At 71.7% G+C, this 26,599-nt stretch carries 22 protein-coding genes; 7 read left to right on the top strand and 15 right to left on the bottom strand.

Annotation, left to right across the window (positions count from 1 at the left end):
* The first annotated feature begins 390 nt into the window (after window positions 1–390).
* A complete protein-coding gene (locus ACH4G3_RS29075) occupies window positions 391–1,929 on the top strand; it encodes a peptide MFS transporter (RefSeq protein WP_397627286.1) in 1,539 nt (512 codons plus the stop codon).
* A 61-nt stretch (window positions 1,930–1,990) separates the two neighbouring features.
* Here the strand turns inward: ACH4G3_RS29075 and ACH4G3_RS29080 are convergent, their stop codons facing one another.
* The 4 genes from ACH4G3_RS29080 to ACH4G3_RS29095 form a co-directional block, all read right to left on the bottom strand.
* Entirely contained in the window at window positions 1,991–3,028 is a 1,038-nt protein-coding gene (locus tag ACH4G3_RS29080; RefSeq protein WP_397627287.1) for a hypothetical protein, read from the bottom strand.
* A 31-nt stretch (window positions 3,029–3,059) separates the two neighbouring features.
* Complete coding sequence (locus ACH4G3_RS29085) at window positions 3,060–3,779, bottom strand: LPXTG cell wall anchor domain-containing protein (RefSeq protein ID WP_397627288.1); 720 nt, start codon at window positions 3,777–3,779, stop codon at window positions 3,060–3,062.
* A gap of 936 nt (window positions 3,780–4,715) precedes the next feature.
* A complete protein-coding gene (locus tag ACH4G3_RS29090) occupies window positions 4,716–5,270 on the bottom strand; it encodes an ATP-binding protein (RefSeq protein WP_397627289.1) in 555 nt (184 codons plus the stop codon).
* A 243-nt stretch (window positions 5,271–5,513) separates the two neighbouring features.
* Complete coding sequence (locus ACH4G3_RS29095) at window positions 5,514–5,891, bottom strand: STAS domain-containing protein (RefSeq protein ID WP_030242586.1); 378 nt, start codon at window positions 5,889–5,891, stop codon at window positions 5,514–5,516.
* Between the two features lie 238 nt (window positions 5,892–6,129).
* Here ACH4G3_RS29095 and ACH4G3_RS29100 point away from each other — a divergent pair, with 238 nt between their 5' ends.
* The gene (locus ACH4G3_RS29100) at window positions 6,130–7,056 is read left to right on the top strand and encodes an RNA polymerase sigma factor SigF (RefSeq protein WP_397627290.1); all 927 of its coding nucleotides are present in this window, start codon (window positions 6,130–6,132) and stop codon (window positions 7,054–7,056) included.
* A gap of 110 nt (window positions 7,057–7,166) precedes the next feature.
* On the opposite strand, the gene ACH4G3_RS29105 is transcribed toward ACH4G3_RS29100, so the two are convergent.
* The 7 genes from ACH4G3_RS29105 to hutU all read right to left on the bottom strand — a co-directional run bounded on the left by ACH4G3_RS29105 (window position 7,167) and on the right by hutU (window position 16,474).
* Window positions 7,167–7,880 (bottom strand): SRPBCC family protein, encoded by a 714-nt coding sequence (locus ACH4G3_RS29105; RefSeq protein WP_397627291.1) that lies wholly within the window; start codon window positions 7,878–7,880, stop codon window positions 7,167–7,169.
* A 15-nt stretch (window positions 7,881–7,895) separates the two neighbouring features.
* Window positions 7,896–8,201: a hypothetical protein gene (locus tag ACH4G3_RS29110; RefSeq protein WP_037670651.1), complete on the bottom strand. Its 306-nt coding sequence runs from the start codon at window positions 8,199–8,201 to the stop codon at window positions 7,896–7,898.
* Window positions 8,202–8,233: 32 nt separating this feature from the next.
* On the bottom strand, window positions 8,234–10,438 hold the full coding sequence (locus tag ACH4G3_RS29115; RefSeq protein WP_397627292.1) for a glycoside hydrolase domain-containing protein: 2,205 nt from the start codon (window positions 10,436–10,438) through the stop codon (window positions 8,234–8,236).
* A gap of 327 nt (window positions 10,439–10,765) precedes the next feature.
* Window positions 10,766–12,055: an imidazolonepropionase gene (hutI, locus tag ACH4G3_RS29120; protein ID WP_397627293.1), complete on the bottom strand. Its 1,290-nt coding sequence runs from the start codon at window positions 12,053–12,055 to the stop codon at window positions 10,766–10,768.
* Window positions 12,052–13,443: a formimidoylglutamate deiminase gene (locus tag ACH4G3_RS29125; RefSeq protein WP_397627294.1), complete on the bottom strand. Its 1,392-nt coding sequence runs from the start codon at window positions 13,441–13,443 to the stop codon at window positions 12,052–12,054. Before ACH4G3_RS29125 ends, hutI begins: the two co-directional genes overlap by 4 nt.
* Entirely contained in the window at window positions 13,434–14,636 is a 1,203-nt protein-coding gene (locus tag ACH4G3_RS29130; protein WP_397627295.1) for an allantoate amidohydrolase, read from the bottom strand. Before ACH4G3_RS29130 ends, ACH4G3_RS29125 begins: the two co-directional genes overlap by 10 nt.
* A 173-nt stretch (window positions 14,637–14,809) precedes the next feature.
* On the bottom strand, window positions 14,810–16,474 hold the full coding sequence (hutU, locus tag ACH4G3_RS29135) for a urocanate hydratase (protein ID WP_397627296.1): 1,665 nt from the start codon (window positions 16,472–16,474) through the stop codon (window positions 14,810–14,812).
* A 150-nt stretch (window positions 16,475–16,624) separates the two neighbouring features.
* On the opposite strand from hutU, the gene ACH4G3_RS29140 reads away from it, so the two are divergent.
* The gene (locus tag ACH4G3_RS29140) at window positions 16,625–18,070 is read left to right on the top strand and encodes a type III PLP-dependent enzyme domain-containing protein (RefSeq protein WP_397627297.1); all 1,446 of its coding nucleotides are present in this window, start codon (window positions 16,625–16,627) and stop codon (window positions 18,068–18,070) included.
* A 72-nt stretch (window positions 18,071–18,142) separates the two neighbouring features.
* Here ACH4G3_RS29140 and ACH4G3_RS29145 read toward each other — a convergent pair whose 3' ends face one another.
* Both ACH4G3_RS29145 and ACH4G3_RS29150 read right to left on the bottom strand, forming a co-directional pair.
* Entirely contained in the window at window positions 18,143–18,727 is a 585-nt protein-coding gene (locus ACH4G3_RS29145; RefSeq protein ID WP_397627298.1) for a hypothetical protein, read from the bottom strand.
* 104 nt (window positions 18,728–18,831) lie between these two features.
* The gene (locus ACH4G3_RS29150; RefSeq protein WP_397627299.1) at window positions 18,832–19,674 is read right to left on the bottom strand and encodes a MurR/RpiR family transcriptional regulator; all 843 of its coding nucleotides are present in this window, start codon (window positions 19,672–19,674) and stop codon (window positions 18,832–18,834) included.
* A gap of 175 nt (window positions 19,675–19,849) precedes the next feature.
* Here ACH4G3_RS29150 and ACH4G3_RS29155 point away from each other — a divergent pair, with 175 nt between their 5' ends.
* Window positions 19,850–20,275 carry a hypothetical protein gene (locus ACH4G3_RS29155; protein ID WP_397627765.1) on the top strand — a complete coding sequence of 142 codons (426 nt, stop codon included), beginning with the start codon at window positions 19,850–19,852 and terminating at the stop codon, window positions 20,273–20,275.
* A 16-nt stretch (window positions 20,276–20,291) separates the two neighbouring features.
* On the opposite strand, the gene ACH4G3_RS29160 is transcribed toward ACH4G3_RS29155, so the two are convergent.
* The gene (locus ACH4G3_RS29160) at window positions 20,292–21,053 is read right to left on the bottom strand and encodes an SDR family oxidoreductase (protein ID WP_397627300.1); all 762 of its coding nucleotides are present in this window, start codon (window positions 21,051–21,053) and stop codon (window positions 20,292–20,294) included.
* Window positions 21,054–21,198: 145 nt separating this feature from the next.
* Between ACH4G3_RS29160 and ACH4G3_RS29165 the strand changes: the two genes are divergently transcribed.
* Window positions 21,199–22,092 carry a helix-turn-helix transcriptional regulator gene (locus tag ACH4G3_RS29165; RefSeq protein WP_397627301.1) on the top strand — a complete coding sequence of 298 codons (894 nt, stop codon included), beginning with the start codon at window positions 21,199–21,201 and terminating at the stop codon, window positions 22,090–22,092.
* 434 nt (window positions 22,093–22,526) lie between these two features.
* Here the strand turns inward: ACH4G3_RS29165 and ACH4G3_RS29170 are convergent, their stop codons facing one another.
* A complete protein-coding gene (locus ACH4G3_RS29170) occupies window positions 22,527–23,915 on the bottom strand; it encodes a cystathionine beta-synthase (protein WP_397627302.1) in 1,389 nt (462 codons plus the stop codon).
* 157 nt (window positions 23,916–24,072) lie between these two features.
* On the opposite strand from ACH4G3_RS29170, the gene ACH4G3_RS29175 reads away from it, so the two are divergent.
* Together ACH4G3_RS29175 and ACH4G3_RS29180 are read left to right on the top strand one after the other, a co-directional pair.
* On the top strand, window positions 24,073–25,095 hold the full coding sequence (locus ACH4G3_RS29175) for an SGNH/GDSL hydrolase family protein (protein ID WP_397627303.1): 1,023 nt from the start codon (window positions 24,073–24,075) through the stop codon (window positions 25,093–25,095).
* Window positions 25,096–25,237: 142 nt separating this feature from the next.
* Complete coding sequence (locus ACH4G3_RS29180) at window positions 25,238–26,455, top strand: acetyl-CoA C-acetyltransferase (protein WP_351415447.1); 1,218 nt, start codon at window positions 25,238–25,240, stop codon at window positions 26,453–26,455.
* Window positions 26,456–26,599: the final 144 nt, after the last annotated feature.

The raw sequence follows: 26,599 nt of genomic DNA on the forward strand, positions 1-26,599 counted from the left end.
CTTGGAAACAGTGCTTGCGGTTCCCCCGACACCTGTGATCCGTGTCTCAAGTCCTTCCATATGCGGCAGTGTCCTGCCGTATGGTGAATCAACGCCTGTAGCACCACGGCGACCTTCGGAGGCTGTTTGCCCCTGGAGGTCTCTTTTGTGTGCGGACTCGCGAGCGGGCTGGTGCCCGCCAGCCCCGAACCTGAAACGACCTGTGGCCGGGCCTCGTCGTGCGGATACGCGCGTAGAGGCGTGGATCCCGGTGGCGACCGCCCACCGCTCCGTGCCCCGGAGCGGACGCCCGTAGGCGTCGGGCGGACGGCCGTACGCACCGGTGCCGCAGCCCCCCACCGGGCGCACCACCGCTGCTGCGGAGCGCGTCCCGACCAGCAAGGAACGACCATGGCGTCCAGCCTGACGAAGGACTCGGCCCGCCCGGGCACCCCGGGCTCCGAGAAGACCTTCTTCGGCCACCCCCGCGGACTGGCCACTCTGTTCATGACCGAGATGTGGGAGCGGTTCAGCTTCTACGGCATGCGGGCCCTGCTCGTCGTGTACCTGCTCTCCGGCGGGCCCGACGCCAAGGAGGGCAGCGTGGGCGGCGGGCTCGGGATGGACCTCGCCACCACCACGGCGATCTACTCCGTCTACCTGTCGATGGTGTACCTGCTCGCCATGCCGGGCGGCTGGCTCGGTGACCGCGTCTGGGGCCCGCGCAAGACCGTGGCCATCGCGGCCGTCACGATCATGTCGGGTCACCTGGTGCTGGCCCTGCCGGGCGGCCAGGCGCCCTTCTTCGCCGGTCTGGCCCTGGTGGCACTCGGTTCCGGCCTGCTCAAGGCCAACATCTCCACCATGGTCGGCCACCTCTACGACGGCCCGGACGACCCGCGCCGTGACGGCGGCTTCACGATCTTCTACATGGGCATCAACATGGGTGCTTTCTTCGCGCCGCTGATCATCGGCACGGTCGGCCAGCAGGTGAGCTGGCACCTGGGCTTCGGCCTCGCCGCGGTCGGTATGGCCATCGGTCTCGTGGCCTTCCTCGTCGGCACCCGGAACCTGAGCCCGCAGAGCAACCTGGTGCCCAAGCCGCTGGCGGCCGAGGAGCGCGCGTCCTGGCTGCGCAAGGGTCTGCTCTGGCTGGCCGTCGCGGCGGTCTTCTACGGCGTCGTCGGTTTCACCGGCCACTTCACCCTCAACTGGGCGATGATCCCGCTCACGGTGATCGGCCTGATCATCCCGGCCGGTGTGCTGATCCGCATCAAGCGGGACAAGGAGCTCAGCGCGGTCGAGCAGTCGAAGATGACCGGCTACATCTGGTTCTTCGTCGCGGCCGCCGTCTTCTGGATGATCTACGACCAGGGCGGCTCCACGGTCCAGGCGTTCGGTGAGACGAAGGCCTCCGGCTCGCTGCTCGGCTTCGACTTCCCGTCGTCCTGGTACCAGTCGCTGAACCCGGTGTTCATCATGGCCCTGGCCCCGGTCTTCGCCTGGTTCTGGCTGTGGCTGAACCGCAAGGGCAAGGAGCCGAGCACGGTCGCCAAGTTCGCCGCGGCGCTGTTCTTCGTCGGTGTCTCGTTCTTCTTCTTCCTGCTGCCGCTGGGCATGGCAGGCGGTGACACGCTGGTCAGCCCGATGTGGCTGGTGGGCATCTACCTGATCCAGACCGTCGGTGAGCTGTGCCTGTCGCCGGTCGGCCTGTCGGTGACGACGAAGATGGCCCCGGCCAAGTACGCCAGCCAGATGATGGGCGTCTGGTTCCTCGCGGTCACGGCGGGCGACTCGGTGACGGGTCTGCTCTCCAACCCGGCCGTCGGCGGCGTCGACCTGAGCGGCACGGGCGCGGTCGCGGCGCAGGCGGTCCTCGCCGCCCTGGCGGGTGTCGCGGTGTACATGTACCGCAGGCAGGTCAAGGCGCTGATGGGCGACGTCCACTGAGCCGTCCCGCCGGATCCTGACGAAAGGGCCGCCGCACCTCGAAAAGGTGCGGCGGCCCTTCTCATGTCCTCGTCGACCTCGTCGACCTCGTCGGTTCGGCGTCCGGGGAGACCCACGGCAGGGCCGGGGACCGGCGCGCGGCGGGCAGACGCACACGTAGGCGCGGACGGCGGCGGGGCGGGCGTGCCGCGTGGACCGGGTGGCGGGGGCGTGCGCGGTCCACGACGGCCAGGCCGGCGCGGAACAGCGCCGCCGGGACGACCAGGCAGGCGAGGACCCAGAAAAGGGTCACGCCCCAGGGGCGGCCCACGCCCCAGGGGTGTTCGGCGAGGACCTTGCCGCCGTACTTCAGGGACACGGTGTAGTCGCCGTGCGCCCCGGCCGCGAGCTCCACGGGGAGTTCGATGCGCGCCTTGCCGCCGGGCCGGATCGTGCCGCGCCAGCGCTGGTCCTGCCACTGCGGGGCGAACACGCCGTGGGCGGTGCCGACCTGGAAGACGGGGTCCTTCACGGGGGACGTCCCGACGTTCCCGACGGTGACCACGAGCGTCCGGGCGGGCGGGGAGCCGAACCAGGTCAGCAGCCCGCTGGAGCCCCGCAGCCGGGTGTCCGCGAGCAGGGACAGCCGCCCGCCGGCCCGGTCCGCGGGCAGTGGCTCGACCGCGTGCCCGGCGACCCGGAGGACCGCGTCGGCCTCGGCCCCGGGCCCGGTGACCGTCGCCACGTGCACCACGCAGGGGCACGGCACGGGCGGTTCCACGACGGGCAGTTCGCGGCGGAAACGCCCCTCGGCGTCGGTGGTGACGGCCCGGCCGTCGGCGTTGGCGCAGGAGTTGGTGCCGCGGGTCACGCCCCGGGTCGGCTCGGCCTGTCCGCAGACCAGCAGCGTCAGCAGGGCACGCGGCCGCCAGCCGCTACCGGTCACGGTGACCGAACCGCCCGTCCCGGCCTGGGCCCTGGACAGCTCGACGACCGGCCGGTCCGCCGCTCCGGCGGGCCCGGCGCCCGCCAGGCCCGGCAGGAGCACCAGCGGGAGGGCCGGCAGGAGGACCAGCAGGAGACGCAGTGACAGGTACGGAACACGGGCGACGTACGGCATCGGCGGCTCCAGCGGTCGTACGGGCGGGCGCTCAGCGAGTCCGTGAAACCCGCACGCGCGCCCCCTGGTGACGTCGTGACAGCCACAGGGCGCCCGCCGCGCCGGCGAGCAGGACCGTCCCGCCGAGGGTGCCGAGGGCGACGGCCGAGTCATCTGGGCCGGTCTGCGGGAGCTCGTCGCCGGAGCCGGAGCCCGGACCGGGGCCGCCGCCCTGGGTGGAGCCGGTGGCGCCGCCGCCGCTCACGGCCGTGACGTCGAGGGTCAGGGACGGGCCCGGGTCGTTCGTCGGCGTGCACGTGGTCGTCGTGCCGAGCGCCTTGATGGTGAGCACGCCGGCCGTGAAGGTGACCTCGCCGCTCTTCTTCGGCGTGTACGTGCCGCTCAGGTCGTTGATCTTGATCGGCGTGTTGGCGGGGATCGCGGCGTCGTTGGCGGGGCCGGTCACCGTCAGGGTGCCGCTGTCCGCGCCGCCCAGGGCGATGGTGGCGCTCGGGGTCATGGCGCCCTTGCCCAGTTCGACCGGGCTGGAGGAGACGCCCTTCTGCCACGACATGGTGATCCGGTAGCCGCTGCCGCTCCTGACCCCCTTGATGTCGATGGGCGAGACGGCGCTCTTGTCGCCGATCGGCGTCTTGCACTGGTAGTTGACGTCGACGACCTCGGCCCAGGCCGTGGGGGCGGCCATCAACACCGCCGAGCCGGCCAGGGCCGCGGCGGACGCGAGCGCGGCGGTTCGATTCCGGTACGACACGGAGCCGCTCCCCTTCCTGTTCCTGACGGCGTATCAGATCGGGCCGTCAAGGTACGCCCGGGGCGTTGAGGAAGGAAGACACAGTGCACGCCGGATCTGTGGGTATCCGGCGTGTGGTGAGTGACGGGCGGGGCTGTGCAGCGGGGGATGCGCGGCGGGGGTTCCGCGGGGCGGCTCACCCGGGCCCGCCAGGGCAGCCGGGCGGTCGGGCCGTCGGGCCGGCGGGCAGCCACCGGCGTACTGCACGCGCGACCCTTCACCCGAACGGCCGCGCGAGGAGAGCCCGGGATCCGCGCATGGTCGGTCACACGAGGAGTGGGCGGCGCCTGCAGCCAGTCGGTCGAGCCGCACCCGGTCGGCCACCCGAGGAGCACGCCGGGTCCGCACCCGGTCGGCCACCCAAGAAGTGCACGGTGCCCGTACCCCGCCGGTCACCCGAGAAGAAACCCGAAGCCGCACCCGGTCGGCCACCCAAGGAGTGCGCGGCGCCCGTACCCCGCCGGTCACCCGAGAAGAAACCCGAAGCCGCACCCGGTCGGCCACCCAAAGAGCACGCCGGGTCCGCACCCGGTCGCTCACCCAAGAAGTGCACAGCACCTGCACCCGCCGGTCACCCGAGAAGAAACCCGAAGCCGCACCCGGTCGGCCACCCAAAGAGCACGCCGGGTCCGCACCCGGTCGCTCACCCAAGGAGTGCGCGGCGCCCGTACCCCGCCGGTCGCCCGAGAAGAAACCCGAAACCGCACCCGCACGGCACCCGAGGAACAGCCGAAGCCCGCCCCACACAGACGGTCACCCCGGAGCAGCCACAGCTCACCACCCAGACGGTCACCCGGGAGCAGTCGAAGCCCGCCACCCGGACAGTCACCCGCGAAACAGTCCGAACCCGCGAAACAGCCCGAGCCCGCCACCCGGCGTGCCCGCAGCGGACGCGGGTCAGGCAGGGGCGCCCAGTTCGGCCCACACCGTCTTGCCGGCGACTCCGGGGGTGCGGACGACGCCCCAGTCCAGGCACAGCCGCTGGACGATGAACATGCCGTGGCCGCCCGGACGGCCGGCCCGGTGCGGGGTGCGGGGCGACGGCTGGCCGGTGCCGCGGTCGGCGACCTCGATGCGGATCACCTTGTTGTCGCAGGTGATCCACAGCTGGTCCGGCCCCTCGGCGTGCAGACAGGCGTTGGTGACCAGCTCGGAGACGACGAGCAGGACGTCCTCGGCGGCGGCCCGCCGGTCGGCGGAGGCGGCCGGCAGCCAGCCCCACGCGTACAGCGCCTGGCGGGCGAAGTCACGGGCGAGCGGAACGACACCGCTCACCCCGTCGAAGCTCAGCCGGCGCACCTGCCGGCCCCCCGGCGGTGCCGCGGCTCCGGAGGGCGCGGCCACGCCCTCGCCGGACGCACCGCTCACGGGTACGCCACCCTCGGACGCCCCGGAAGCGCCGCTGGGCTCCGGCCCGCGGTCGCCCGGCGAGTAGGGCCGGGTGGTGCTCATCAGCGCTTCACCTCACCGATTCACCAGTTCACGATTCAAAAAATTCACTACACAGTCAGTCACGCAGTGCGCGGCACGACGGTTTCGCGGCGCCCCCGCCGCCCTGACAGCCGACCGTTCCAGGATGTCTCCTGCCCGGGCGGACCGGGGGAACACCTGCGTATTCGGCGCGAAAGGCGTGACGGGGTCAGGGCACCGGTCACAGAGGGATGGCCGAGGCTCGGCGTGCCCACGCACCGCCGGTCAGCCCGACTCGTCGGCCAGGGCCGCCTCAAGCGTGTCATGGACGCTGAAGACCGCATCCGCGCCAGTGATCTCGAACACGCGTGCCACTACCGGCTGCATGCCGGCGAGCGTCACACCGCCTCCTGCGGCCTCGGCCTTCAGTCGCGCCCCCAGGAGCACGTTGAGGCCCGTGGAGTCGCAGAACTCCAGCCGCGCGCAGTCGATGACCAGGCGCTTGAATCCCTTGGCGAGGCAGTCCTCGAGTGGCTCACGCAACAGATCGGCGGTGTGGTGATCCAGCTCACCCGCCGGGGTCACGACGGCGCTAGAGCCCTCTTCCCGCACCTCCACCAGAAGCCGGCCAGACTGTGCGCTGCCGACTGTCCCGCGGTCCATGCCGTCTCTCTCTCCCGACGTCGTGACTGCTGCTGACGCCCACGAACACTACGCCTTCCCTCCACGCTCCGACACCCGAACAACCGCACACAAACGGACATATGCCCACAGAACGCACTTGCGGTGGGCTCGGGAAAGCGGGTAGGCCTAGTAAGGACACGTAACCGACACGGCCGGCTTTGGAGGCGCCGCACACCGCAGTGCACGTACTGGCTCCGGCAGCCATATGCCGAGAACGATGGAGGACATCATGTCACCCCGGCTCGACGCATCGCGTACCCACAAAGCGACGTCGACACCCCCTCCGGAACATCTGGATCCCATCGAGCAGGTTGAGACGCTCGTCACACAGGACGACCTTCTCGCCGGACTTCCGGACATCCCCCCGTACGAGGAAGTCGACGCGGTCGACGCACGGGCCCTGTCCAAGACCCTCTTCGAGCGCCTCGAGTCGCTGGAGGAAGGCACCCACGAGTACTCGTACGTCCGCAACACGCTCGTCGAACTGAACCTCGCACTGGTCAAGTTCGCCGCCTCCCGGTTCCGCTCCCGCAGCGAGCCGATGGAGGACATCATCCAGGTCGGCACCATCGGCCTGATCAAGGCGATCGACCGCTTCGAGCTGTCCCGGGGTGTCGAGTTCCCCACATTCGCCATGCCGACCATCGTCGGCGAGATCAAGCGCTTCTTCCGCGACACCTCGTGGTCCGTGCGCGTTCCGCGGCGGCTCCAGGAGCTGCGGCTCGACCTGGCCAAGGCCGGTGACGAGCTGGCCCAGAAGCTGGACCGCGCCCCGACGGTGACCGAACTGGCCGAGCGCCTCGGCATCTCCAACGACGAGGTCGTCGAGGGCATGGCCGCGTCGAACGCCTACACCGCCTCCTCGCTGGACGCCCAGCCGGAGGAGGACGACTCCGAGGGCGCCCTCGCGGACCGCATCGGCTACGAGGACCACGGGCTCGAAGGCATCGAGTACGTCGAGTCGTTGAAGCCGCTGATCGCCGAACTTCCGCCGCGCGACCGGAAGATCCTGTCGCTGCGCTTCGTCGCGGGCCTGACCCAGTCGGAGATCGGCGAGGAACTGGGCATCTCCCAGATGCATGTCTCGCGGCTGCTGTCGCGCACGCTGGTACGGCTGCGCAAGGGGCTGACCGTCGAGGAGTGACCCTCCGAGGCGTGGTCCTCACTGCACGACGCTGTGCCCGGTGACGTTGTCCTTCGGGGGCGGACCGAAAGGTCCGCCCCCGGGCGCGTCTCCTGCCAGTCCTGCGGGCCTCAGTTCGCCCGCTGTTCCTTCGCCAGCCGCTTCGCGCGGTCGCGCCGGGACGGGGCCAGCACGTCCACCGTCACGCCGGCGCCCTCGCCGGGCGTGGCCTCGGCCCGCCGCAGCCGGTCGGCGAGCTCACGGACCGACGCGTCGTCCGGGCCGCGGTCGATGTAGAACAGCGACTCGTCCACCGGGCTGTCGTCGCCGCCCCAGCGCACCACGCCCTCGCAGTCGGCGAGGATGTCGCGCACCGTCAGCACCTGGAGCGGGAAGAGGCTGCCGCTCGCGCCGGCGCCCGGGCGGATCCGCACCGCGGTGCCCGAGGCGAGGTTGGACTCCGGCCCGTCCTTCTTCAGGCCGTCGATCCGCTGCCAGCCCGCGAGGTCCACGCGGGGCAGCTGCTCGACCTCGTAGTGGTAGCGCCGGACGACGTGGAGCAGGATCGCCTCCACGTCGCCGATCCGGACGTCGACCTCCAGGCCGGTGCCCGGGACGGCGCGCGTCCACACGGTCGAGACGTGGTTCGCCTCCTTCTCCAGGGTCCAGCCGTTGGCCGAGGTGGGGGCCTTCTTCGGTGCGCTCAAGGGGGCGTTCGCGGGGGCGGCCGTCGCGCTGCCCGGGGCGAGGGAGCCGACCGCCGCGGCGGCCGTGATCACGCCGGCGGTCCGCACCAGGGTTCGTCTCGATATCCCGTTCACGCTGCCGCGCCTCTCGGTGTGCACGTCTTGGTTCCCTTCTTACGGTGAGTAGATGATCAGCGCCGTGGTCGGCAGGAACGTGGCCAGGGCGCTGAGCCACCAGTAGGTCCGTGGGGCGAGCGAACTCCGGCGCGCGATGGAGCGGTTCACGGACAGCCAGAGCATGACGTACGGGACGACGATGACGGCCGCGATCGGCAGCCAGAGCACCATGGGGTCGTTGTCCGTCGACTCGGGGCCGCTCGTCCAGCTCGCTGCGAGGAACCACAGCATCCAGATCGGTATGACGCCCGGGATGCCGAGAAGCACATTGGCACCCAGGGCCACCTGCCACCGTCTGGTCATCGGATCCAGCCTTCCTTCGTTCGCCGGTGTCACTAGGCGCGCGACAACGCGTTGTACTGCTCCAGGACGTTGTACAGGCCCATCAGCTCCCGTCCGTACTGCTCGGCGTCCGGGCCGGTGCCGTTGTACTGGGCGAGCACCGCCTCGGTGACGTGGGTGTCGCCGCTCAGGTCCGGCCGGTCGATGCCCAGCACTTCCGAGTTCCAGAGCAGCACGTACGCGACGGTGCGGACGTTGTACTCCTCGTCGTTGTGGAGCTTGTCCCAGACGTTGCGGAGGTCCGTCTTGGACGTGTAGTCCAGTCCCTCGCCGTTGATGATGCCTTCGCCGATGCAGTAGTTGCGGGCCTTGATGGCGGTCGCGGCGAAGATCTGTCCCCAACCGGTGCTGCAGTCGTCCAGCTGGCCCGCCTTGACCGCCGCGTCGGAGGCGAAGTCGAGAGGGTTGAGCTTACGCAGTTCCCACAGGACCGGGGCCTGGATGAGGGCCTTGCGCATCCGCAGTGTCCGGGCCAGTGAGGTGAAGAGCCAGTCCGCGTCCACCACGGCGTTGAACGCCTCGGTGGTGGAGATGCCTCCCAGGCTGGCCCAGTCCTTGTCGGTCCAGCCGTCGCCGCCGGTCTCGGGGACGCCGATCGACTCCAGGTAGGCCTTCACGTCCTGGAGCATCAGGCTCCGGTACGCGGTCTCGTCCAGTCGCGTGTCGAGTCCGCCGAGGTCGGCACCGGCGTCGAAGTCGCTCTGGCCGTAGTCGCGGCCGGAGACGATGTTGTTGTCGATCTCGATCAGCCCGGCGCCCGAGCCGACCTTGATGGTGGAGATCTGGTCGAAAGCCCAGTTGGTCGGCAGCGGGTAGCCGAGGTTGCCGGAGAAGCCGCTGGACATGTCCGAGACGAAGCTCGCCGCGGCGTACCCGGCGTCCGCGACGCGCTGGCAGACGTTGCGGGGGCCGTAGACGCCCACGCCGTAGCTGGAGTTCTCGCCGATCGTGCGCATGACCCCGCGGAAGTGCGGGATGACGTAGTCCGTGACCTCGCCGTCCATGGCGTCGTAGTCGACGGCGAAGTAGATGATGGTGCCGGCCTTGAAGCCGTGGAACTTGGCCCACTCGATCGCGCGGAACGCGTCGGCGGCGCCCTGGCTGGGGCTGAAGTAGTCGGCGGACCGGCTCCACGTCTGGAAGATCGGGAAGCAGTTGAGCCCGTACTCCTTGATGGTGGCCAGCTCGCCCGGCTGGATCTGCTTCTCCGGCAGGTCCGTGGTGGAGGGGTTGAAGAGGTAGCGGCCGATGTACTTGTAGCCGGCGTCCTTCAGGGCCTGCGCCCGCGCGGGCGTGATCTTGGTGACGCCGTCGCAGGCCGTGCCCTTGCGGGACTGGTCGCCGTAGGAGACGAGCAGCGAGGCCCAGGTCTGGAAGTCGCCCTTGCCGGTGACCGGCAGCTTGCTGAAGGACTGGAAGGTCTCCACGCCGGACTGCACCGTGGCGGTGAAGCTGCCGAAGGGGACGTTCCGCTTGTTCAGGATCATGGCCGCCGTGAACAGCTGCGCCCAGACGCCGGTGGTGCCGAGCGAGACGGTGTGGGACTTCAGACCGGACTGCGTGCCGGGCCCGAAGACGCCGTTGGCGACGCCGTCCGCCATGCCCAGCTCGTACTGGATCGCGAACAGCATCGACTTGGCGACGTCGCGGGAGTGGTGGCCGTCGCAGGGGATGATGTAGAAGTCCTTGCGCAGGATGTACTTGCCGTTCAGCCACTGCTGGATGGAACGGATGGTCTCCGAACCGTTGTTGACGGTGACGTAGGCGTCCATGTTGAACAGGCCCTTGACCACCTTCGGCCACAGGGAGCTGCCCGGGTAGGTGCCGGAGACGCCCATGTTCTGGTTGAGCTTCACGACCGCGTCCTTGACCCGGTCGTTGTACTGGCCGTCGATGTCGCCGCCGTCGTAGCCCTTGCAGTACAGGGCGGACTGGATGATGCGGCAGAAGTTGGCCGACGGGATGGTCGTCTCGTCGAGCTTGCCGTAGAGCTCCCCCAGCTTGGCGAGGGTGGTCGGGCCGAAGGAGTTGGACAGGGCGGTGATGCCCATCTCGTACTGGAGCGCCCGGGTCAGCGCGTACATCACGGGCCAGCCGGTCTGGCCGTTCTCGTCCAGCTTGGATATGCCCAGCGTCGCGCCGTTGTTGTACGTGGTGTTGATGAATCTCTGGGCGCGCTGCACCATCTCGTCTGCCATGGGCTGCTTCCTCCTGTCGTCCGGAAAGTGAGGCGGGGAGGAAAGCGCTGTCATCGCGGCGCGCACTGCTCGCACCGACGCGTGCCGCGCATGGAACGGCACCCCCCGTCGGGGGCCATGCCGGAAAACCCCCCTCGTCGCGTGCGGCCGGCGCATGGTCTCGGTGCGCGCGGAGCGACTGGCGCGATCTTCCGTCGCACCGTGAGGGGGGTCAAGTCCGTTATGTACGAAGGGAGTTGATGTGGCGGATCGTCAACTCCGATTTGTCATGCACTCGTGATGCACACGGTATGGAAATCGTGCACAACCTTCGTGCGTCTTCGTTGGTCAGAGCACCCGCTCGCCGCGCCGCCAGACGCCGGTGACCAGCGGGACACCGGGCCGGTAGGCCAGGTGCACGTGGCTCGGGGCGTCGAGAAGCGTCAGGTCGGCGTACGCGCCCGGGGTGAGGCGACCGATGTCGGTGCGGCGGAGGGCCGCGGCGCCGCCCGCCGTGGCCGACCAGACGGCCTCGTCCGGGGTCATGCCCATGTCCCGTACGGCGAGCGCGATGCAGAACGGGACGGAAGAGGTGAACGACGAGCCCGGGTTGCAGTCGGTGGACAGGGCCACGGTGACACCCGCGTCGAGGAGACGGCGGGCATCCGGCCACTCGGCGCGGGTGGAGAACTCGGCGCCGGGCAGGAGGGTGGCGACCGTACGGCTGTTCGCCAGGGCGTCGACGTCCTCGTCCGTCAGGTGGGTGCAGTGGTCGGCGCTGGCCGCGTCGAGTTCGACGGCGAGCCGCACGCCCGGGCCGTACGAGAGCTGGTTGGCGTGGATGCGGGGGTGCAGGCCGCGTGCCCGGCCGGCGGTGAGGATCGCGCGGGCCTGGTCGCCGTCGAAGGCGCCCTTCTCACAGAAGACGTCGATCCAGCGGGCGTGCGGGGCGCAGGCGTCGAGCATCTCGCCGGTGACGAGGGCGACGTAGGCGGCCGGGTCCTCGGCGAACTCGGGGGCGACGATGTGGGCGCCGAGGAAGGTGACCTCGTCGGTGTGGCGGGCGGCGACGCGCAGGGCCCGGGACTCGTCGTGCGTCGTGAGGCCGTAGCCGGACTTCGTCTCGAAGGTGGTGGTGCCCTGGCGGAGGGCCTCGGCGAGGTAACGGGTGACGTTGGCTTCGAGTTCCTCGTCCGTCGCGGCGCGGGTGGCCGCGACGGTCGTGCGGATGCCGCCCGCGCTGTACGGCCGCCCCGACATCCGGGCGTTGAACTCCTGAGTCCGGTCACCCGCGAAGACCAGGTGGGAGTGGGAGTCGACGAAGCCGGGGAGGACGGCCCGGCCGCCCGCGTCGACCCGATTGTCAGTGGCGGGTGCTTTGCTTTGATCACCGGTCCACGCGATGCGGTCGCCTTCGATGACGACGGCCGCGTCCTGGATCAGTCCGAGGGGGGAATTGTCACCGAGGGAGGGGTCGTTGGTGACCAGGGCGGCGATGTTGGTGATGAGCGTGCTTGCAGTGCTCGCGGAGTGGGCGGGGCTGACGGTCGTCGCGTTGCTCATGGCGTCCTTGGTGGCCTGGTCGGCGGTGGGGTCGGGGTCGGGGACCGACCGCTCGCAGGAGCGGCCCGGGGTCATCCGCGCAGGGCTTGGACGGCGTCCGCGAGGGCTTGCGGCACGTCCGGTACGAGCGAGTGGACCCCGTCCCGTACGACGTGCCGGCCTCCCACGACCGTATGCGACACGTCTGCTGCCGACGCGGCGAATACGGCCGTCTCGGCCCCGAGCCGCGGAAGCGGCCCTGCCGTCCTGACCGAGTCGAGGGCGATCGTCGTGAAGTCGGCGAGCGCGCCGGGCTCCAGGGCACCCGCGTCCTCCCAGCCGAGGGCCGCGTGCCCGTCCGCCGAGGCGGCCCGCAGGAGGGCTGCCGCCGTCCAGTGGCCTCGGGTACGGGTGCGCAGGCGCTCGTTCAGCTCCATGGCGCGCGCCTCTTCGAACGGGTCGATGACGGCGTGGCTGTCGGAGCCGAGGGAGAGCGGCGAGCCCGCCTGCTGAAGGGCGACGGCGGGCCCGATGCCGTCGGCGAGATCGCGCTCGGTCGTCGGGCACATGCAGGTGCCGGTGCCGCTGCCGCCGATGAGGGAGATGTCCTCGGCGGTCAGGTGGGTGTTGTGGACGCCGGTGGTGCGCGGGCCGAGCACGCCGTGGTCGGCGAGCAGCCGGGTGGGTGTGCAGCCGTGGGCCTCCCGGCAGGCGTCGTTCTCCGCCGTCTGCTCCGACAGGTGCACATGGAGCGGGGCCCGCCGCTCCTCGGCCCACCGCGCGACGGTCGCCAGCTGGTCGGCGGGCACGGCCCGTACGGAGTGGATCGCCGCTCCGATCCGCGCGTGATCTCGTTCCTTGAGAACTGAACAGCGTTCGGCCCAGGCGTCCGCCGTGCCGTCGGAGAAGCGGAGCTGAGGGGCGGTGGGCGGCTGTCCGAAGCCGGAGGAGAGGTAGGCGGTGTCGAGGAGGGTGATGCGGATCCCGGCTTCGGCGGCGGCCGCGATGAGGGCCTCGCCCATCGCGTTGGGGTCGGCGTAGGGGGTGCCGCCGGGGGCGTGGTGGACGTAGTGGAACTCGCCGACGGCCGTGATGCCGGCCAGGGCCATCTCGGCGTACACGGCGCGGGCGAGGGCGCGGTAGGTGTCCGGGGTGAGCCGGGCGGCCGTGGCGTACATGACCTCGCGCCAGGTCCAGAAGGTGCCGGAGCCGACCTGGACGGTGCCGCGCAGGGCGCGGTGGAAGGCGTGGCTGTGGGCGTTGGCGAGGCCGGGGAGGGTGAGGCCGCGCAGGGCCTCGGCGCCGGGGGGCGGGGCGGGGGTGCCCGGGCGGACGGCGGCGATGCGGCCGTCCCGGACGTCCAGGGCCACGCCCGGCTCGATGGGGGTCCCCCCTGCTCGAGCGGAGCCGAGAGCTTGGGGGAGTGTGCCGAGCCAGGCGTGCTCCAGCCAGTACGTGCGCGTGGCTGCTGTGGTCACCTGCACGCCAGTCCTTCCAGTACGTCGGCGAGTGCGAGCACCCCGGCCACGCAGTCGTCCTCGGTGGCGGACTCGGCCGGTGAGTGCGAGACGCCGGTGGGGTTGCGCACGAACAGCATGGCGGTCGGGATGCTCCCGGACAGGATCCCGGCGTCGTGTCCCGCGCCGGTGCCGAGGACGGGGACGGTGAGGCCGGTGTCCTTGCCGAGGATGCGGGCGAGTTCGTCGCGCAAGGCGTGGTCGAACTCGACGACGGGGGTGAACGACTCGCGTACGACGGCGAGATCGACACCGTGGGCGGCGGCGTACTCCCCGGCCGCCTTCTCGACGCCGGCCACCACGGCGTCCAGGCTCTCCTGGTCGGCGGCGCGCGAGTCGAGCCAGCCGCGCACCAGGGAGGGGATGGCGTTGACGCCGTTCGGCTCCACGGCGATCTTCCCGAAGGTGGCGACGGCACCGGCGAGTTCGGCCTCGCGGCGGGCGGCGAGGACGGTCTCGGCGTAGGACAGCATGGGGTCGCGCCGGTCGGGGAGCCGGGTGGTGCCGGCGTGGTTGGCCTCGCCCCGGAAGTCGAACCGCCACCGGCCGTGCGGCCAGATCGCGCTCGCGATGCCGACCCGGTCGCCGGACAGGTCGAGGGCCCGGCCCTGCTCGACGTGCAGTTCGACGAAGGCGCCGATGCGGGCGAGCCGCTCGGGGTCCGGCCCGATGGCGTCGGGGTCGTGTCCGGCGGCCTCCATGGCGCGCGGCAGCGTCACGCCCTCGCCGTCGGTGAGCCGGTGCGCCTGCTCGCGGGTGAGCTGCCCGGCGGTGAGCCGGGACCCGACACAGGCGAGCCCGAACCGGGCGCCTTCCTCGTCACCGAAGTTCACGATGCCGAGGGGCCTGGTGAACCGCGCGTCCCGGCCGCGCAGTTCGTCCAGCGCGGCGAAGGCGGACACCACTCCGAGAGGGCCGTCGAAGGCTCCGCCGTCCGGCACGGAGTCCAGATGCGACCCGGTGACGACGGCGTCCCCGGCGGCGGGGTCACCGAGCCAGGCCCACTGGTTCCCGTTCCGGTCGACCTCGTAGGCGAGGGCGCGCGTCCGTGCCTGGGTTTCGAACCAGGCCCGGCAGTCACGATCGACACCGGTCCAGGCGAATCGGCGGTAGCCGTTGGAGGCGGGGTGGCGGCCGAGGGGCAGCAGGTCCCGCCACATCTGGTGGAAGGAGGAGCCGCCAGGCGGTACAGGCTGTGGGCAGTCGTTCCGCGGGGCGATGGGGGTCCCCCCTGCTCGAGCGGAGCCGAGAGCTTGGGGGAGGGTGGGCACGGCCGGACCCGCGGACGGCGACGATGCACCAGCCGCCACCGGATCGGTGCCGCTCGGTTCGGTCACGCCTCGTCACCCTCACGCATCGGCACCCGGACGCCCTTCTCCTGGGCCACCGTCTCCGCGATGTCGTACCCGGCATCCACATGCCGGATGACTCCCATGCCCGGGTCGTTCGTCAGCACCCGCCGGATCTTCTCGCCGGCCAGCCTCGTGCCGTCGGCCACCGTCACCTGGCCCGCGTGGATCGACCGCCCCATACCGACACCGCCCCCGTGGTGCAGGGACACCCAGGACGCCCCGGACGCCACGTTCACCATCGCGTTCAGCAGCGGCCAGTCGGCGATCGCGTCGGACCCGTCGAGCATGGCCTCGGTCTCCCGGTAGGGGGACGCGACGGAGCCGCAGTCGAGGTGGTCGCGGCCGATGACGACCGGCGCGGCCAGCTCCCCGCTCGCGACCATGTCGTTGAACCGCTCACCGGCCTTGTCCCGCTCGCCGTAGCCGAGCCAGCAGATACGGGCGGGCAGGCCCTGGAAGTGGACCCGTTCCCCGGCCATGCGGATCCAGCGGGCCAGGGACTCGTTCTCCGGGAAGAGGTCGAGGATCGCCTTGTCGGTCTTGGCGATGTCGGAGGCCTCGCCGGACAGGGCGGCCCAGCGGAAGGGGCCCTTGCCTTCGCAGAACAGCGGGCGGATGTAGGCGGGGACGAAGCCGGGGAAGGCGAAGGCCCGGTCGTATCCGGCCAGTTGCGCCTCGCCGCGGATGGAGTTGCCGTAGTCGAAGACCTCCGCGCCGGCGTCCATGAAGCCGACCATGGCTTCGACGTGCCGGGCCATGGACTCGCGGGCCCGGGTGGTGAAGCCGGCCGGGTCCTTGGCGGCGGCGTCGGCCATGTCCTCGAAGGCGGTGCCGAGGGGCAGGTAGGCCAGCGGGTCGTGGGCGGAGGTCTGGTCGGTGACGATGTCGATCGGGGCGCCCATGGCGAGCAGTTGCGGCACCAGCTCGGCGGCGTTGCCGAGAACGCCGATGGACAGCGGGCGGCGGGCGTCACGGGCCTCCACGGCGAGCCGCAGCGCGTGGTCCAGGGAGTCGGCCTTGACGTCCAGGTACCGGTGCTCGATGCGCCGCTCGATGGCGCGCGGGTCGCAGTCGATGCAGATCGCCACACCGTCGTTCATCGTCACGGCGAGCGGCTGGGCACCGCCCATCCCGCCGAGGCCGGCGGTCAGCGTGATCGTTCCGGCGAGGCTGCCGCCGAACTTCTTCGCGGCGACGGCGGAGAAGGTCTCGTAGGTGCCCTGGAGGATGCCCTGGGTGCCGATGTAGATCCAGGAACCGGCCGTCATCTGGCCGTACATGGTCAGGCCGAGGGCCTCCAGGCGGCGGAACTCCTCCCAGTTCGCCCAGTCGCCGACGAGGTTGGAGTTGGCGATGAGGACGCGCGGGGCCCACTCGTGGGTCTGCATGACGCCGACGGGCCGGCCGGACTGGACCAGCATGGTCTCGTCCTGCTTCAGCCCCTTGAGCGTCCGCACCATCGCGTCGAAGGAGCGCCAGTCGCGGGCCGCCTTGCCGGTGCCGCCGTAGACGACGAGCTTGTCGGGGTGCTCGGCGACCTCCGGGTCGAGGTTGTTCTGGAGCATCCGCAGGGCGGCCTCCTGCTGCCATCCCAGGGCGCTCGGTTCCGTACCGCGCGGCGCTCGGACGGGTCGGGGTCCTGACATGGTCTGCCTCCTGGGTGGGTGCGTGGTGCTCCCGGCGGGTGTTGCTGCGGACATTGTTGCTGCGGTTATTCACATCCTGACCGCCTGAATAGAGCTAGTCAATACGTGTGGGGGTCGGCGCGGCGGTGCCGTGGATGTTTGGCTGGATGCATGGGCGCAGACATCGAGGGATCCGAGACGGCCGGAGCGGACGCCAGGGCGGTGCGGGACGGCAGGGGTGACGACGGCCGGGCGGGCGACTCCGGCGGCAGGCGGGCGGCCCGGCGGGACGAGGCGGTGCGCGCCGCCGTGGAGCAGGGACTGCTCGGGCCCGACAGCCCCATCGTCGGGCTGCTGGACGTCACCGGCATCCGGGAGTCGGCGGCGGAGCTGCGGGCCGCGTTCGACGCGGTCGTCGCGCCGGGTACGCCCGTGCTGCACGCCTTCGCGGTGAAGGCGACCCCGCTGGTGCCGGTGCTGCGGCTGCTGCGCGAGGAGGGCGTCGGCGCGGAGGTGGCGAGCCCGGGCGAGCTGGCGCTGGCACGGGCGGCGGGACTGGGCCCGGAGATGACGGTGCTGGACTCGCCCGCCAAGACGCCCGGTGAGCTGCGCGAGGCGCTGGCGCTGGGCGTCGCCGTCAACGCGGACAATCCGCAGGAGCTGGAGCGCATCGACGGCCTGATGAGGTCCGGCAGCAGCCGCTCCCCGCTCGGGATACGGGTGAATCCGCAGATCGGCGGGGGTTCCATCGAGGCGACGTCCACGGCCACGGCGACATCGAAGTTCGGGGTGGCACTGCGCGACGAGGGTGCCCGGGAGTGGGTCGTGCGGGCGTATCTGGACCGGCCGTGGCTGACCCGGCTGCACGCGCACACCGGGTCCCAGGGGGTTCCGCTGTCGCTGATGGCGCGGGGCGTGGCGGAGACGTACGAACTGGCGGAGGAGATCAACCGGCGGGCCGGGCGGCGGCAGATCGACACGCTCGACATCGGCGGCGGGCTGCCGGTGAACTTCGCGTCGGACGCGACGACGCCGACGTACGCGCAGTACGCGCGGACGCTGGCCGAGGAGGTGCCCGGGCTGTTCGACGGGCGGTACGGACTGGTGACCGAGTTCGGGCGGTCACTGCTGGCGAAGCACGGGACGGTCGTGGCGCGGGTCGAATACGCCAAGAGCGCGGGCGGCCGGCCGGTGGCGGTCACCCACGCGGGCGTGCAGGTCGCGACGCGGACGGTGTACGCGCCAGAGGCCTGGCCGCTGAGGATCGCCGGGTACGACGCCAAGGGGCGCCCGAAGGAGGGCCCGGCGGTGGTGCAGGACGTGGCCGGACCGGCGTGCTTCTCGGGCGACCTGCTGGCCGAAGGGTGTGCGCTGCCGTTGCTGGAGCAGGGGGACTTCGCGGCGGCGCTGGACACGGGGGCGTACTACTTCGCGCACCACTACGCGTACAACTCGCTTGTCCGGCCCGGGGTCTACGGGTTCGGCCCGGGCCGGGAGGGCGGTGTCGCCTTCGCGGTGGTGCGCCGGGCGCAGACGGTCGAGGAGGTGGTGGCCGAGTCCGGAGGGGCGCATGTCGCTGCGCTGCTGGGGGACCGGGCGCCGTGGGGGTTCTCGTAGCGCCCGGCTGCGGACTCATCGTGGCTGGTCGCGCAGTTCCCCGCGCCCCTGGGTGGGTTTCCCCCTGCCCGATCACACAAGCGCCGGCGTTTTCCTCCTCGACCCGCCCGGTGCAGCGTCACCGGCCGCGATGCCCGTGCTGCGGTACGCCTTGACCCGCTTGCCCGCCGCGCCGCCCGCGCCCTGGCGCAGCCAGTCCACCCGTACCCACAGCAGCGCCTCGTCCGCGCGCTCGCGGCGGCCGAGCCACGCCGCCTTCAGCCACAGGCCCGCGCCGCAGCCGGCCAGGAGCAGACCCGCCGCGGCGGGTACGGCGAAGGCACTGCCCAGGGCGGCGAGGAAGGCGAGGAGGAGCCACCAGCGGTGGGCGCGGCGCCAGTTGCGGGTCGTGACCGCGCGGTCCTGGAGCACGTCGTGCTTGCCGGCGCGGGCCGCGGAGGCGGCCAGGGCGACGTAGCGCCTGCGGCGTCCGTACGCCACCACGGCCGTCGCCAGGACGAACAGTGCCGCCCCGGCCAGGACGCCGATGCGGCGGCCCGTCAGCCCCGGGGGCAGCAGGCCGATGCCCGCCGCGAACACACCCAGCCACCACAGCGGGGCGGCCCCCGCCCGTACGACGACGGCCACCCGAGCCAGTCCCTGTCCTCCGCGCGTCACGTTCAGCCTCCGTCCGGTGTGCGAAGCGCCTGAAGGTTGTCACAGGAGAAACACGTTAGCGACACAACGTGAGACGAGTCTGAGAATGCGGTGCCCTGGCCGTTTCAGTCGACGAACAGCCCCCGGGCCGCCGCCTTCACGTCGAACTCCTCCAGGCGGGACTGGGCATCGGGCAGGTCGTCGCACATCGCCTCCAGCAGGACCCGGCCGAGCAGCATGGGGGCGCAGGCCGTGTCGAAGGCGAGGCCGGTGCCGACGGCGGCGGGGAGCAGCAGATCGGACACCTTGGCCACCGGTGCGAAGGCGGAGTCGGCGACCGTGACGACGGTCAGCCCGGCCTGTCTGGCGTAGTCGAGGGTGTCGACGACCTCGCGGGGGTGCCTGGGCAGCGCGAAGGACAGCAGTGCGGTCGCACCGGCCCGGACGGCGGCGTCGATGCGGTCGTGGAGCATCGTGCCGCCCTCGCCCAGGAGCCGCACGTCGGGGTGGACCTTGGCGGCGAAGTAGGCGAAGCCGTGCGCCTGGGCGGCCGCCGCCCGCAGTCCGAGGACGGGGAGCGGCCGGGAGGCGGCGAGGAGGCGCCCCGCGCGCTGCACGGGCCGGGGGTCGGCCAGGGCCTCCGCCAGGTGCCGCAGGTTCTCGATCTCGGCCTCGACGGCCTGCTGGTACTCGTTGTAGGACCCGGCGTCCGCGGCGGATTCGGCGGGGGCGACCTCGCGCAGGTGGCGGCGCAGGGCCGGGTAGCCGTCGAAGCCGAGGGCGACGGCGAAGCGGGTCACGGACGGCTGGCTGACCCCGGCCAGCTCGGCGAGCTCCACGCTCGACAGGAACGGCACGTCGGCGGCGCGCCGCACCATGCTGTGCGCGATGCGCCGCTGGGTCGGCGTCAGCCGGTGCCCCTCGAAGAGCGCCTGCAACCGCGCGGCAGGGCTGTCGGTCACGCTCATGACGTGCTCCCCCTCGCCTATTCAGTAGCTGAGGATTCTGCATGAGCATATGCAGACCGGCAAGCGGAACCGAACGGCCGGCCCTGCCCCACGTCCGGAAACCCCAGCCCGGACAGGGGGGCTAACCCCAGTGCGGTCGACGCCCCGGCTTTCTACCGTGAGTGCCATGACCGGAATGGACGCGCGGGACACCGACCTGAAGAAGGAACTCGACGCCACCCTGCACGCGCGCAGGGAGCTGGGCGAGGAGTACGAGTCCGCGCTGGTCGACTCGTTCCTGGAGAAGGTCGACCAGCGGATCGACGGCGCGGTGGAGCGCCGGGTGCGCCGGCAGCTCGCCGAGCAGCAGATGCAGACGGCCCGGGACTCCCGGTCGCCGCGGGCCACGGACTCCTGGGGCGAGCGCTTCGGCTTCGGGATCGTCTCCCTGGTCCTCGCGGTGCCGCTGTCCGCGATCGGCGGGGGCGTGGCCCATCTGCCCGGTCTGCTCGCCGCCTGGGCGGGCATCGTCGGCGTCAACGTCGTGCAGGCCGCCCGTACCAACCCGGGCCTGTTCGGCGGCCGCCGCAAGTCCTCCCAGGACAGCGGCTGGGAGGACTGAGGGGGCGCACGCCCGTTCAGACCTGCCGGGTCGGCAGCGCGACGATCTGCCGCAGGTTGACCCGGCGCGGGCGGCTCGTCACGTAGGCGACCAGGTCGGCGAGCTCCTCGGCGGACAGCGCGCCCACCTCGTCCAGCAGGCCCTCCACCTGCCGGGAGAGTTCCGCGTCGGCGATGTGCGTGCGCAGCTCGCTCTCGACGAACCCGGGCTCGATGTTGGTGACCCGGACGTCCCGCGGCCCGAACTCGCCGCGCAGGGACTCCGACAGATAGGTGACGGCGGCCTTGGTCGCGCCGTACACCGCGTAGTTCGGGAAGCTGACGTGCGCGGCGATGGACGAGATGTTCACGATGTCGGCGCTACGGCCGTCCGCGGCGGCGCCCACCAGGTCGGCGGTGAAGGCGCCGATCATCCGCAGCACGCCGGTGACGTTGGTGTCGAGCATCCGCTGCCACTCGTCGGTGCGCCGGGCGTCGACGGGGTGCGGCAGCATGACGCCGGCGGCGTTCACGACCAGGTCGACCGTCCCGTACTCGGCACGGATCCGGTCGGCGGCGTCGGTCACGGACGTCTCGTCGGTGACGTCCGCGGCGACGGCCAGGGCCTGCCCGCCGTCGGCGTGGATCTTCCCGGCGATCGCCGCGAGCCGTTCCTCACGGCGGGCCAGCAGCGCCACCCGTGCGCCCTCCGCTGCCAGCAGCACGGCGACGGCCTCGCCGATCCCGCTGGCGGCTCCGGTGACGACGGCGGTACGGCCGGTCAGGTTCTCGTACGGCATGGGGTGTCCCCTCGCTGGTGGCCGGGGCGTCTCCCCGGCCTCGTCCACCACCCTCGGCTCTCTCGGCGGCCTTACCCAGGGCGGCGTTCTTCCTGGGTCTGGCAGTACCAGGTTCGCGGGCACCGGGCCGCCTAGGCTCGGACCCATGGACGGAGAACTGGGAGACTTCCTGCGCTCGCGCCGCGCCCGTATCCGGCCGGAGGAGGTGGGGCTGGCCTCGTACGGCCGCCGCCGGGTCCCAGGGCTGCGTCGTGAGGAGGTGGCGCAGCTGGCGGGGGTGAGCGTCGACTACTACATCCGCCTTGAGCAGGGCCGGGGATCTGGGGGCACCTCCCGGACGAAGTCTGGGGGAGTGTCGGACGCCGTGCTGGACGCGATCGCGCGGGTACTGCGGCTGGACGAGGCGGAGCACGAGTATCTGCGGGCGGTCGCCCGGCCCCGCCGGCGGTCCGAGGGCGGCCGGGCCGCGGCCCGGGAATCCGCGAACCGGGAGGCGGCGGCCCCGTCCCGGGTGCGCCCGGGTGTCCAGCTGATCCTGGACGGCTTGGACCGCAACCCGGCGTACGTGCTGGACCACCGCATGGACGTCCTCGCGTGGAACGCCCTCGGTGACGCCGTGGTCGGCTTCGGCGACAAGGCCCCCGGCGAGCGCAACATGCCCCGCCATGTCTTCCTCGACCCCACCGCCCGCGACGTCTACCCGGACTGGGCGGCGATCGCCTCCCAGACGGTCGCCCACCTCCGTCTGCAGGCGGGCCACCACCCGGACGACGCCGCGATGGGCCGGCTCGTCGGTGAACTCTCCCGCGCCAGCGACGACTTCCGCCGTCTGTGGGCCGACCACCTGGTCAAGCCCTGCGACCACGGGGTGAAGCAGATCCGGCACCCGGTCGCGGGCCTGCTGACCCTCCCGTACGAGACGCTCACGATCCCGGGCGCCCCGAACCAGACGATCGTGGCGTACACGCCGGAGCCGGGCTCGGAGACGGCGGAGCGGCTCGCGCTGCTGGGGAGTTGGGTGACGAGCCGGGCCGGCTGACGCCCGCGAGGGAAACGGCCCGGCCGACGCCCGAAGGAAACAGCCCGGCTGACGCCCGCGCAAGAAACCGGAGCCGGCTGCCCCCGCACAAAGATAAGCGCGGGGACCGCCGCACCCCCGTGACCGGGGGGCGGGACGACGGCGGTCCCCGCGTAAGACGCGGGCCTGGTCAGGCCGGGCCCCCGCGTCTGTGACGTCGGTGGAGGTCCGGGAGCCGCTCCGGAGGTCCTTGACGCCAACGGCGCCGGCCGGGGCGGGGAGCCGCTCCCGCCCTGCCGACACCCACCAATGTGCAGGACTCGTGTTAAGCGGGTGCTGCGCGAACGTGACGCGCTCGTACCACTTCCGCGAAGTCCACGAAGATCACGGACGAACGGCAAGTGCACCCCGTCAACGGGTGGTTCACCAGGCGTTCACCGTCACTTCGCGGACCGTCACTTCGCGGACCGGGCGAGGAAGGACAGCAGGTCCTGCCGGCTGACCACACCGGTCGGCTTGCCCTCGACGAGGACGATCGCCGCGTCCGCCTTGCCGAGGACGGCCATCAGGTCGGCGACGGGCTCGCCGGAGCCGACCTGGGGCAGCGGGCCGGACATGTGCTTCTCCAGCGGGTCGTCGAGCGAGGCGCTCTTGCTGAACAGCGCGTCCAGCAGTTCGCGTTCCACGACCGAGCCGACGACCTCCGCGGCCATCACGTCGGGGTGGCCGGCGCCCGGCTTGACGACCGGCATCTGCGAGACGCCGTACTCGCGCAGCACGTCGATGGCCTGGCCGACGGTCTCGTCCGGGTGCATGTGGACGAGGGAGGGCATGCGGTCGCCCTCCTTGTCGTTCAGGACGTCGGCGACGCGGGCGCTGGGGCCGGCGTCCTCCAGGAAGCCGTAGTCGGCCATCCACTCGTCGTTGAAGATCTTGCTGAGGTAGCCGCGGCCGCTGTCCGGCAGCAGGACCACGACGACGTCGTCGGGGCCGAGCCGCTCGGCGACCTCCAGCGCGGCGACGACCGCCATGCCGCAGGAGCCGCCGACCAGCAGGCCCTCCTCCTTGGCCAGGCGGCGGGTCATCTGGAAGGAGTCCTTGTCGGACACGGCGACGATCTCGTCCGCGACGGTGCGGTCGTAGGCGGTGGGCCAGAAGTCCTCACCGACGCCCTCGACGAGGTACGGCCGCCCGGACCCGCCGGAGTAGACGGACCCCTCGGGGTCGGCGCCGATCACCTTCACCCTGCCGTCACTGACCTCCTTGAGGTAGCGCCCGGTGCCGGAGATGGTCCCGCCGGTGCCCACGCCCGTCACGAAGTGGGTGATCTTCCCCTCCGTCTGCTCCCACAGCTCGGGGCCGGTGGAGTGGTAGTGGGAGAGGGGGTTGTTCGGGTTGGAGTACTGGTCGGGCTTCCAGGCGCCGGGCGTCTCACGGACCAGCCGGTCGGAGACGTTGTAGTAGGAGTCCGGGTGCTCGGGGTCCACGGCGGTCGGGCAGACGACGACCTCGGCGCCGTACGCGCGCAGCACGTTGATCTTGTCGGTGCTGACCTTGTCGGGGCACACGAAGATGCACTTGTACCCCTTCTGCTGCGCCACGATGGCGAGACCGACGCCGGTGTTCCCGCTGGTCGGCTCGACGATCGTGCCACCAGGCTTGAGCGCGCCGCTCTCCTCGGCCGCCTCGATCATGCGCAGGGCGATGCGGTCCTTCACGGAACCGCCGGGGTTGAAGTACTCCACCTTGGCCAGGACGGTCGCCCTGATGCCCTTGGTCACGCTGTTGAGCCTCACCAGCGGGGTGTTGCCGACGAGACTGATCATCGAGTCGTGGAACTGCACCGTTGTCTCCGGTTGCCGCAGAAGTGGTCGTTGATTGGTGCCGCCAGCCTATGGCCTGCCGGTCATCCGTGACGGTCGTTCACTCGCTGTTGAGATTGGGCGACGGTCCGTACGGGGCAAGCACTGGGTGTACGGGTTCGAGGAGGTGGCGCGACGCATGACGAGCATGTCGAGGGCACGGGTGGCCCGGCGGATCGCTGCGGGCGCGGCGTACGGCGGTGGCGGGGTCGGGCTGGCCGGGGCTGCCGCCGTGGGGCTGGTGCTGGCGGAGGTGCAGCTGGCGCGGCGCCGGGTGGGCAACGGCACGTCACCGCACGTGCCGAACGCTGACGGGCTGTACGGCCGTACGTACACCGTCCCCACCGAGGCACCGCTGCGGCTGACGATGCTGGGCGACTCCACGGCCGCCGGCCAGGGCGTGCACCGGGCCGGGCAGACCCCGGGCGCGCTGCTGGCCTCGGGACTCGCGGCCCTGGCGGAACGCCCGGTGGAGCTGCGCACGGTGGCGACACCCGGGGCCCGCTCGGACGACCTGGACCGCCAGGTGGCCCTGGTGCTGGCCGACCCCGAGGCGCCGGACATCTGCGTGATCATGGTCGGCGCGAACGACGTCACCCACCGCATGCCCCCGACCCGCTCGGTCCGCCACCTGGCCGCGGCGGTACGGCGGCTGCGCACCGCCGGCGCCGAGGTCGTGGTCGGCACCTGCCCCGACCTGGGCACCATCGAGCCGGTCCAGCAGCCCTTGCGCTGGCTGGCCCGACGGGCCTCCCGCCAGCTGGCGGCCGCCCAGACGATCGGAGTCGTCGAACAGGGCGGCCGCACCGTGTCGCTGGGCGACCTGCTCGGTCCCGAGTTCGCCGCGAACCCGCGCGAGCTGTTCGGCCCGGACAGCTACCACCCCTCGGCCGAGGGCTACGCGACGGCGGCGATGGCGGTCCTGCCGACCGTCTGCGCCTCCCTCGGCCTGTGGCCGGCCGAGGAGGAGCGCCCGGACGCCTCCCGCCGCGAGGGCTTCCTGCCGGTGGCCCGGGCGGCGGCGGAGGCCGCGTCGGAGGCGGGTACGGAGGTCACGGCCGCCATGCCGAGCGGCCCGAGGGGACCGTGGGCGCTGCTGAAGCGCCGGCGGCGCCGGCGGGTACCCGAGCAGGAGCCGACCCCCGCAACACCGTCGAGCTGACGGAATTCCGGGGAGGCCGGAAAAGCAAGCGCTTAGAAAACTGCGGTCAGGGTCACACCGCCACACCCGTGACCGAGACCATACGTACGGGTAACTTCCCAGACAGCCCAGCCAGACCACCCGGTACGTCAATGGAGCCGTGATGCCCGAAGCCGTGATCGTCTCAGCCGCCCGCTCCCCCATCGGCCGCGCCGTCAAGGGCTCCCTGAAGGACCTCCGCCCGGACGACCTGACCGCCACGATCGTCCAGGCCGCCCTGGCCAAGGTCCCCGAGCTGGACCCGAAGGACATCGACGACCTGATGCTCGGCTGCGGCCTGCCCGGCGGCGAGCAGGGCCACAACCTCGGCCGCATCGTCGCCGTACAGATGGGGATGGACCACCTGCCGGGCTGCACCATCACCCGGTACTGCTCCTCCTCCCTGCAGACCTCCCGCATGGCCCTGCACGCCATCAAGGCGGGCGAGGGCGACGTCTTCATCTCGGCCGGCGTCGAGATGGTCTCCCGGTACGCCAACGGCAGCTCGGACATGCCCGGCACGCACAACCCGCTCTTCGCCGACGCCGAGGCCCGCACGGTCGCGACCGCCCAGTCCGAGGGCTCCACCTGGCACGACCCGCGCGAGGACGGCCTGCTGCCCGACCCGTACATCGCGATGGGCCAGACCGCCGAGAACCTGGCCCGCGCCAAGGGCGTCACCCGCCAGGACATGGACGAGTTCGGCGTCCGCTCGCAGAACCTCGCCGAGGAGGCCATCAAGAACGGCTTCTGGGAGCGCGAGATCACCCCGGTGACCCTCCCCGACGGCACGGTCGTCGCCAAGGACGACGGCCCCCGCGCCGGCGTCACCCTGGAGGGCGTCCAGGGCCTCAAGCCGGTCTTCCGCCCCGACGGCCTGGTCACGGCCGGCAACTGCTGCCCGCTGAACGACGGCGCCGCCGCGCTGGTGATCATGTCCGACACCAAGGCCCGCGAGCTGGGCCTCACCCCGCTCGCCCGCATCGTGTCGACCGGCGTCTCCGGCCTCTCGCCCGAGATCATGGGCCTCGGCCCGGTCGAGGCGAGCAACCAGGCCCTGAAGCGGGCGGGGCTGACCATCGACGACATCGACCTGGTCGAGATCAACGAGGCGTTCGCCGCCCAGGTGATCCCCTCCTACCGCGACCTGGGCATCCCGCTGGAGAAGCTGAACGTCAACGGCGGCGCCATCGCCGTCGGCCACCCCTTCGGCATGACCGGCGCCCGCATCACCACCACGCTCATCAACTCCCTCCAGTTCCACGACAAGCAGTTCGGCCTGGAGACGATGTGCGTCGGCGGCGGCCAGGGCATGGCCATGGTCATCGAGCGCCTCAGCTGAGCGTCCGACCGTAGCCGCTATAGCACCGACCGTGAGGTCTTGGCCCGGAACCCCGGAAACCCCGGGGTTCTGGGCTGTTTTGTGATCCAATCTCCCCCAGGATGTGACCTATCTCCCTCTGCGCGCAGAGAAGCCCAGGTCACA

Source organism: Streptomyces afghaniensis (assembly GCF_044327915.1).
GTDB classification, from domain to species: Bacteria; Actinomycetota; Actinomycetes; order Streptomycetales; family Streptomycetaceae; genus Streptomyces; species Streptomyces afghaniensis.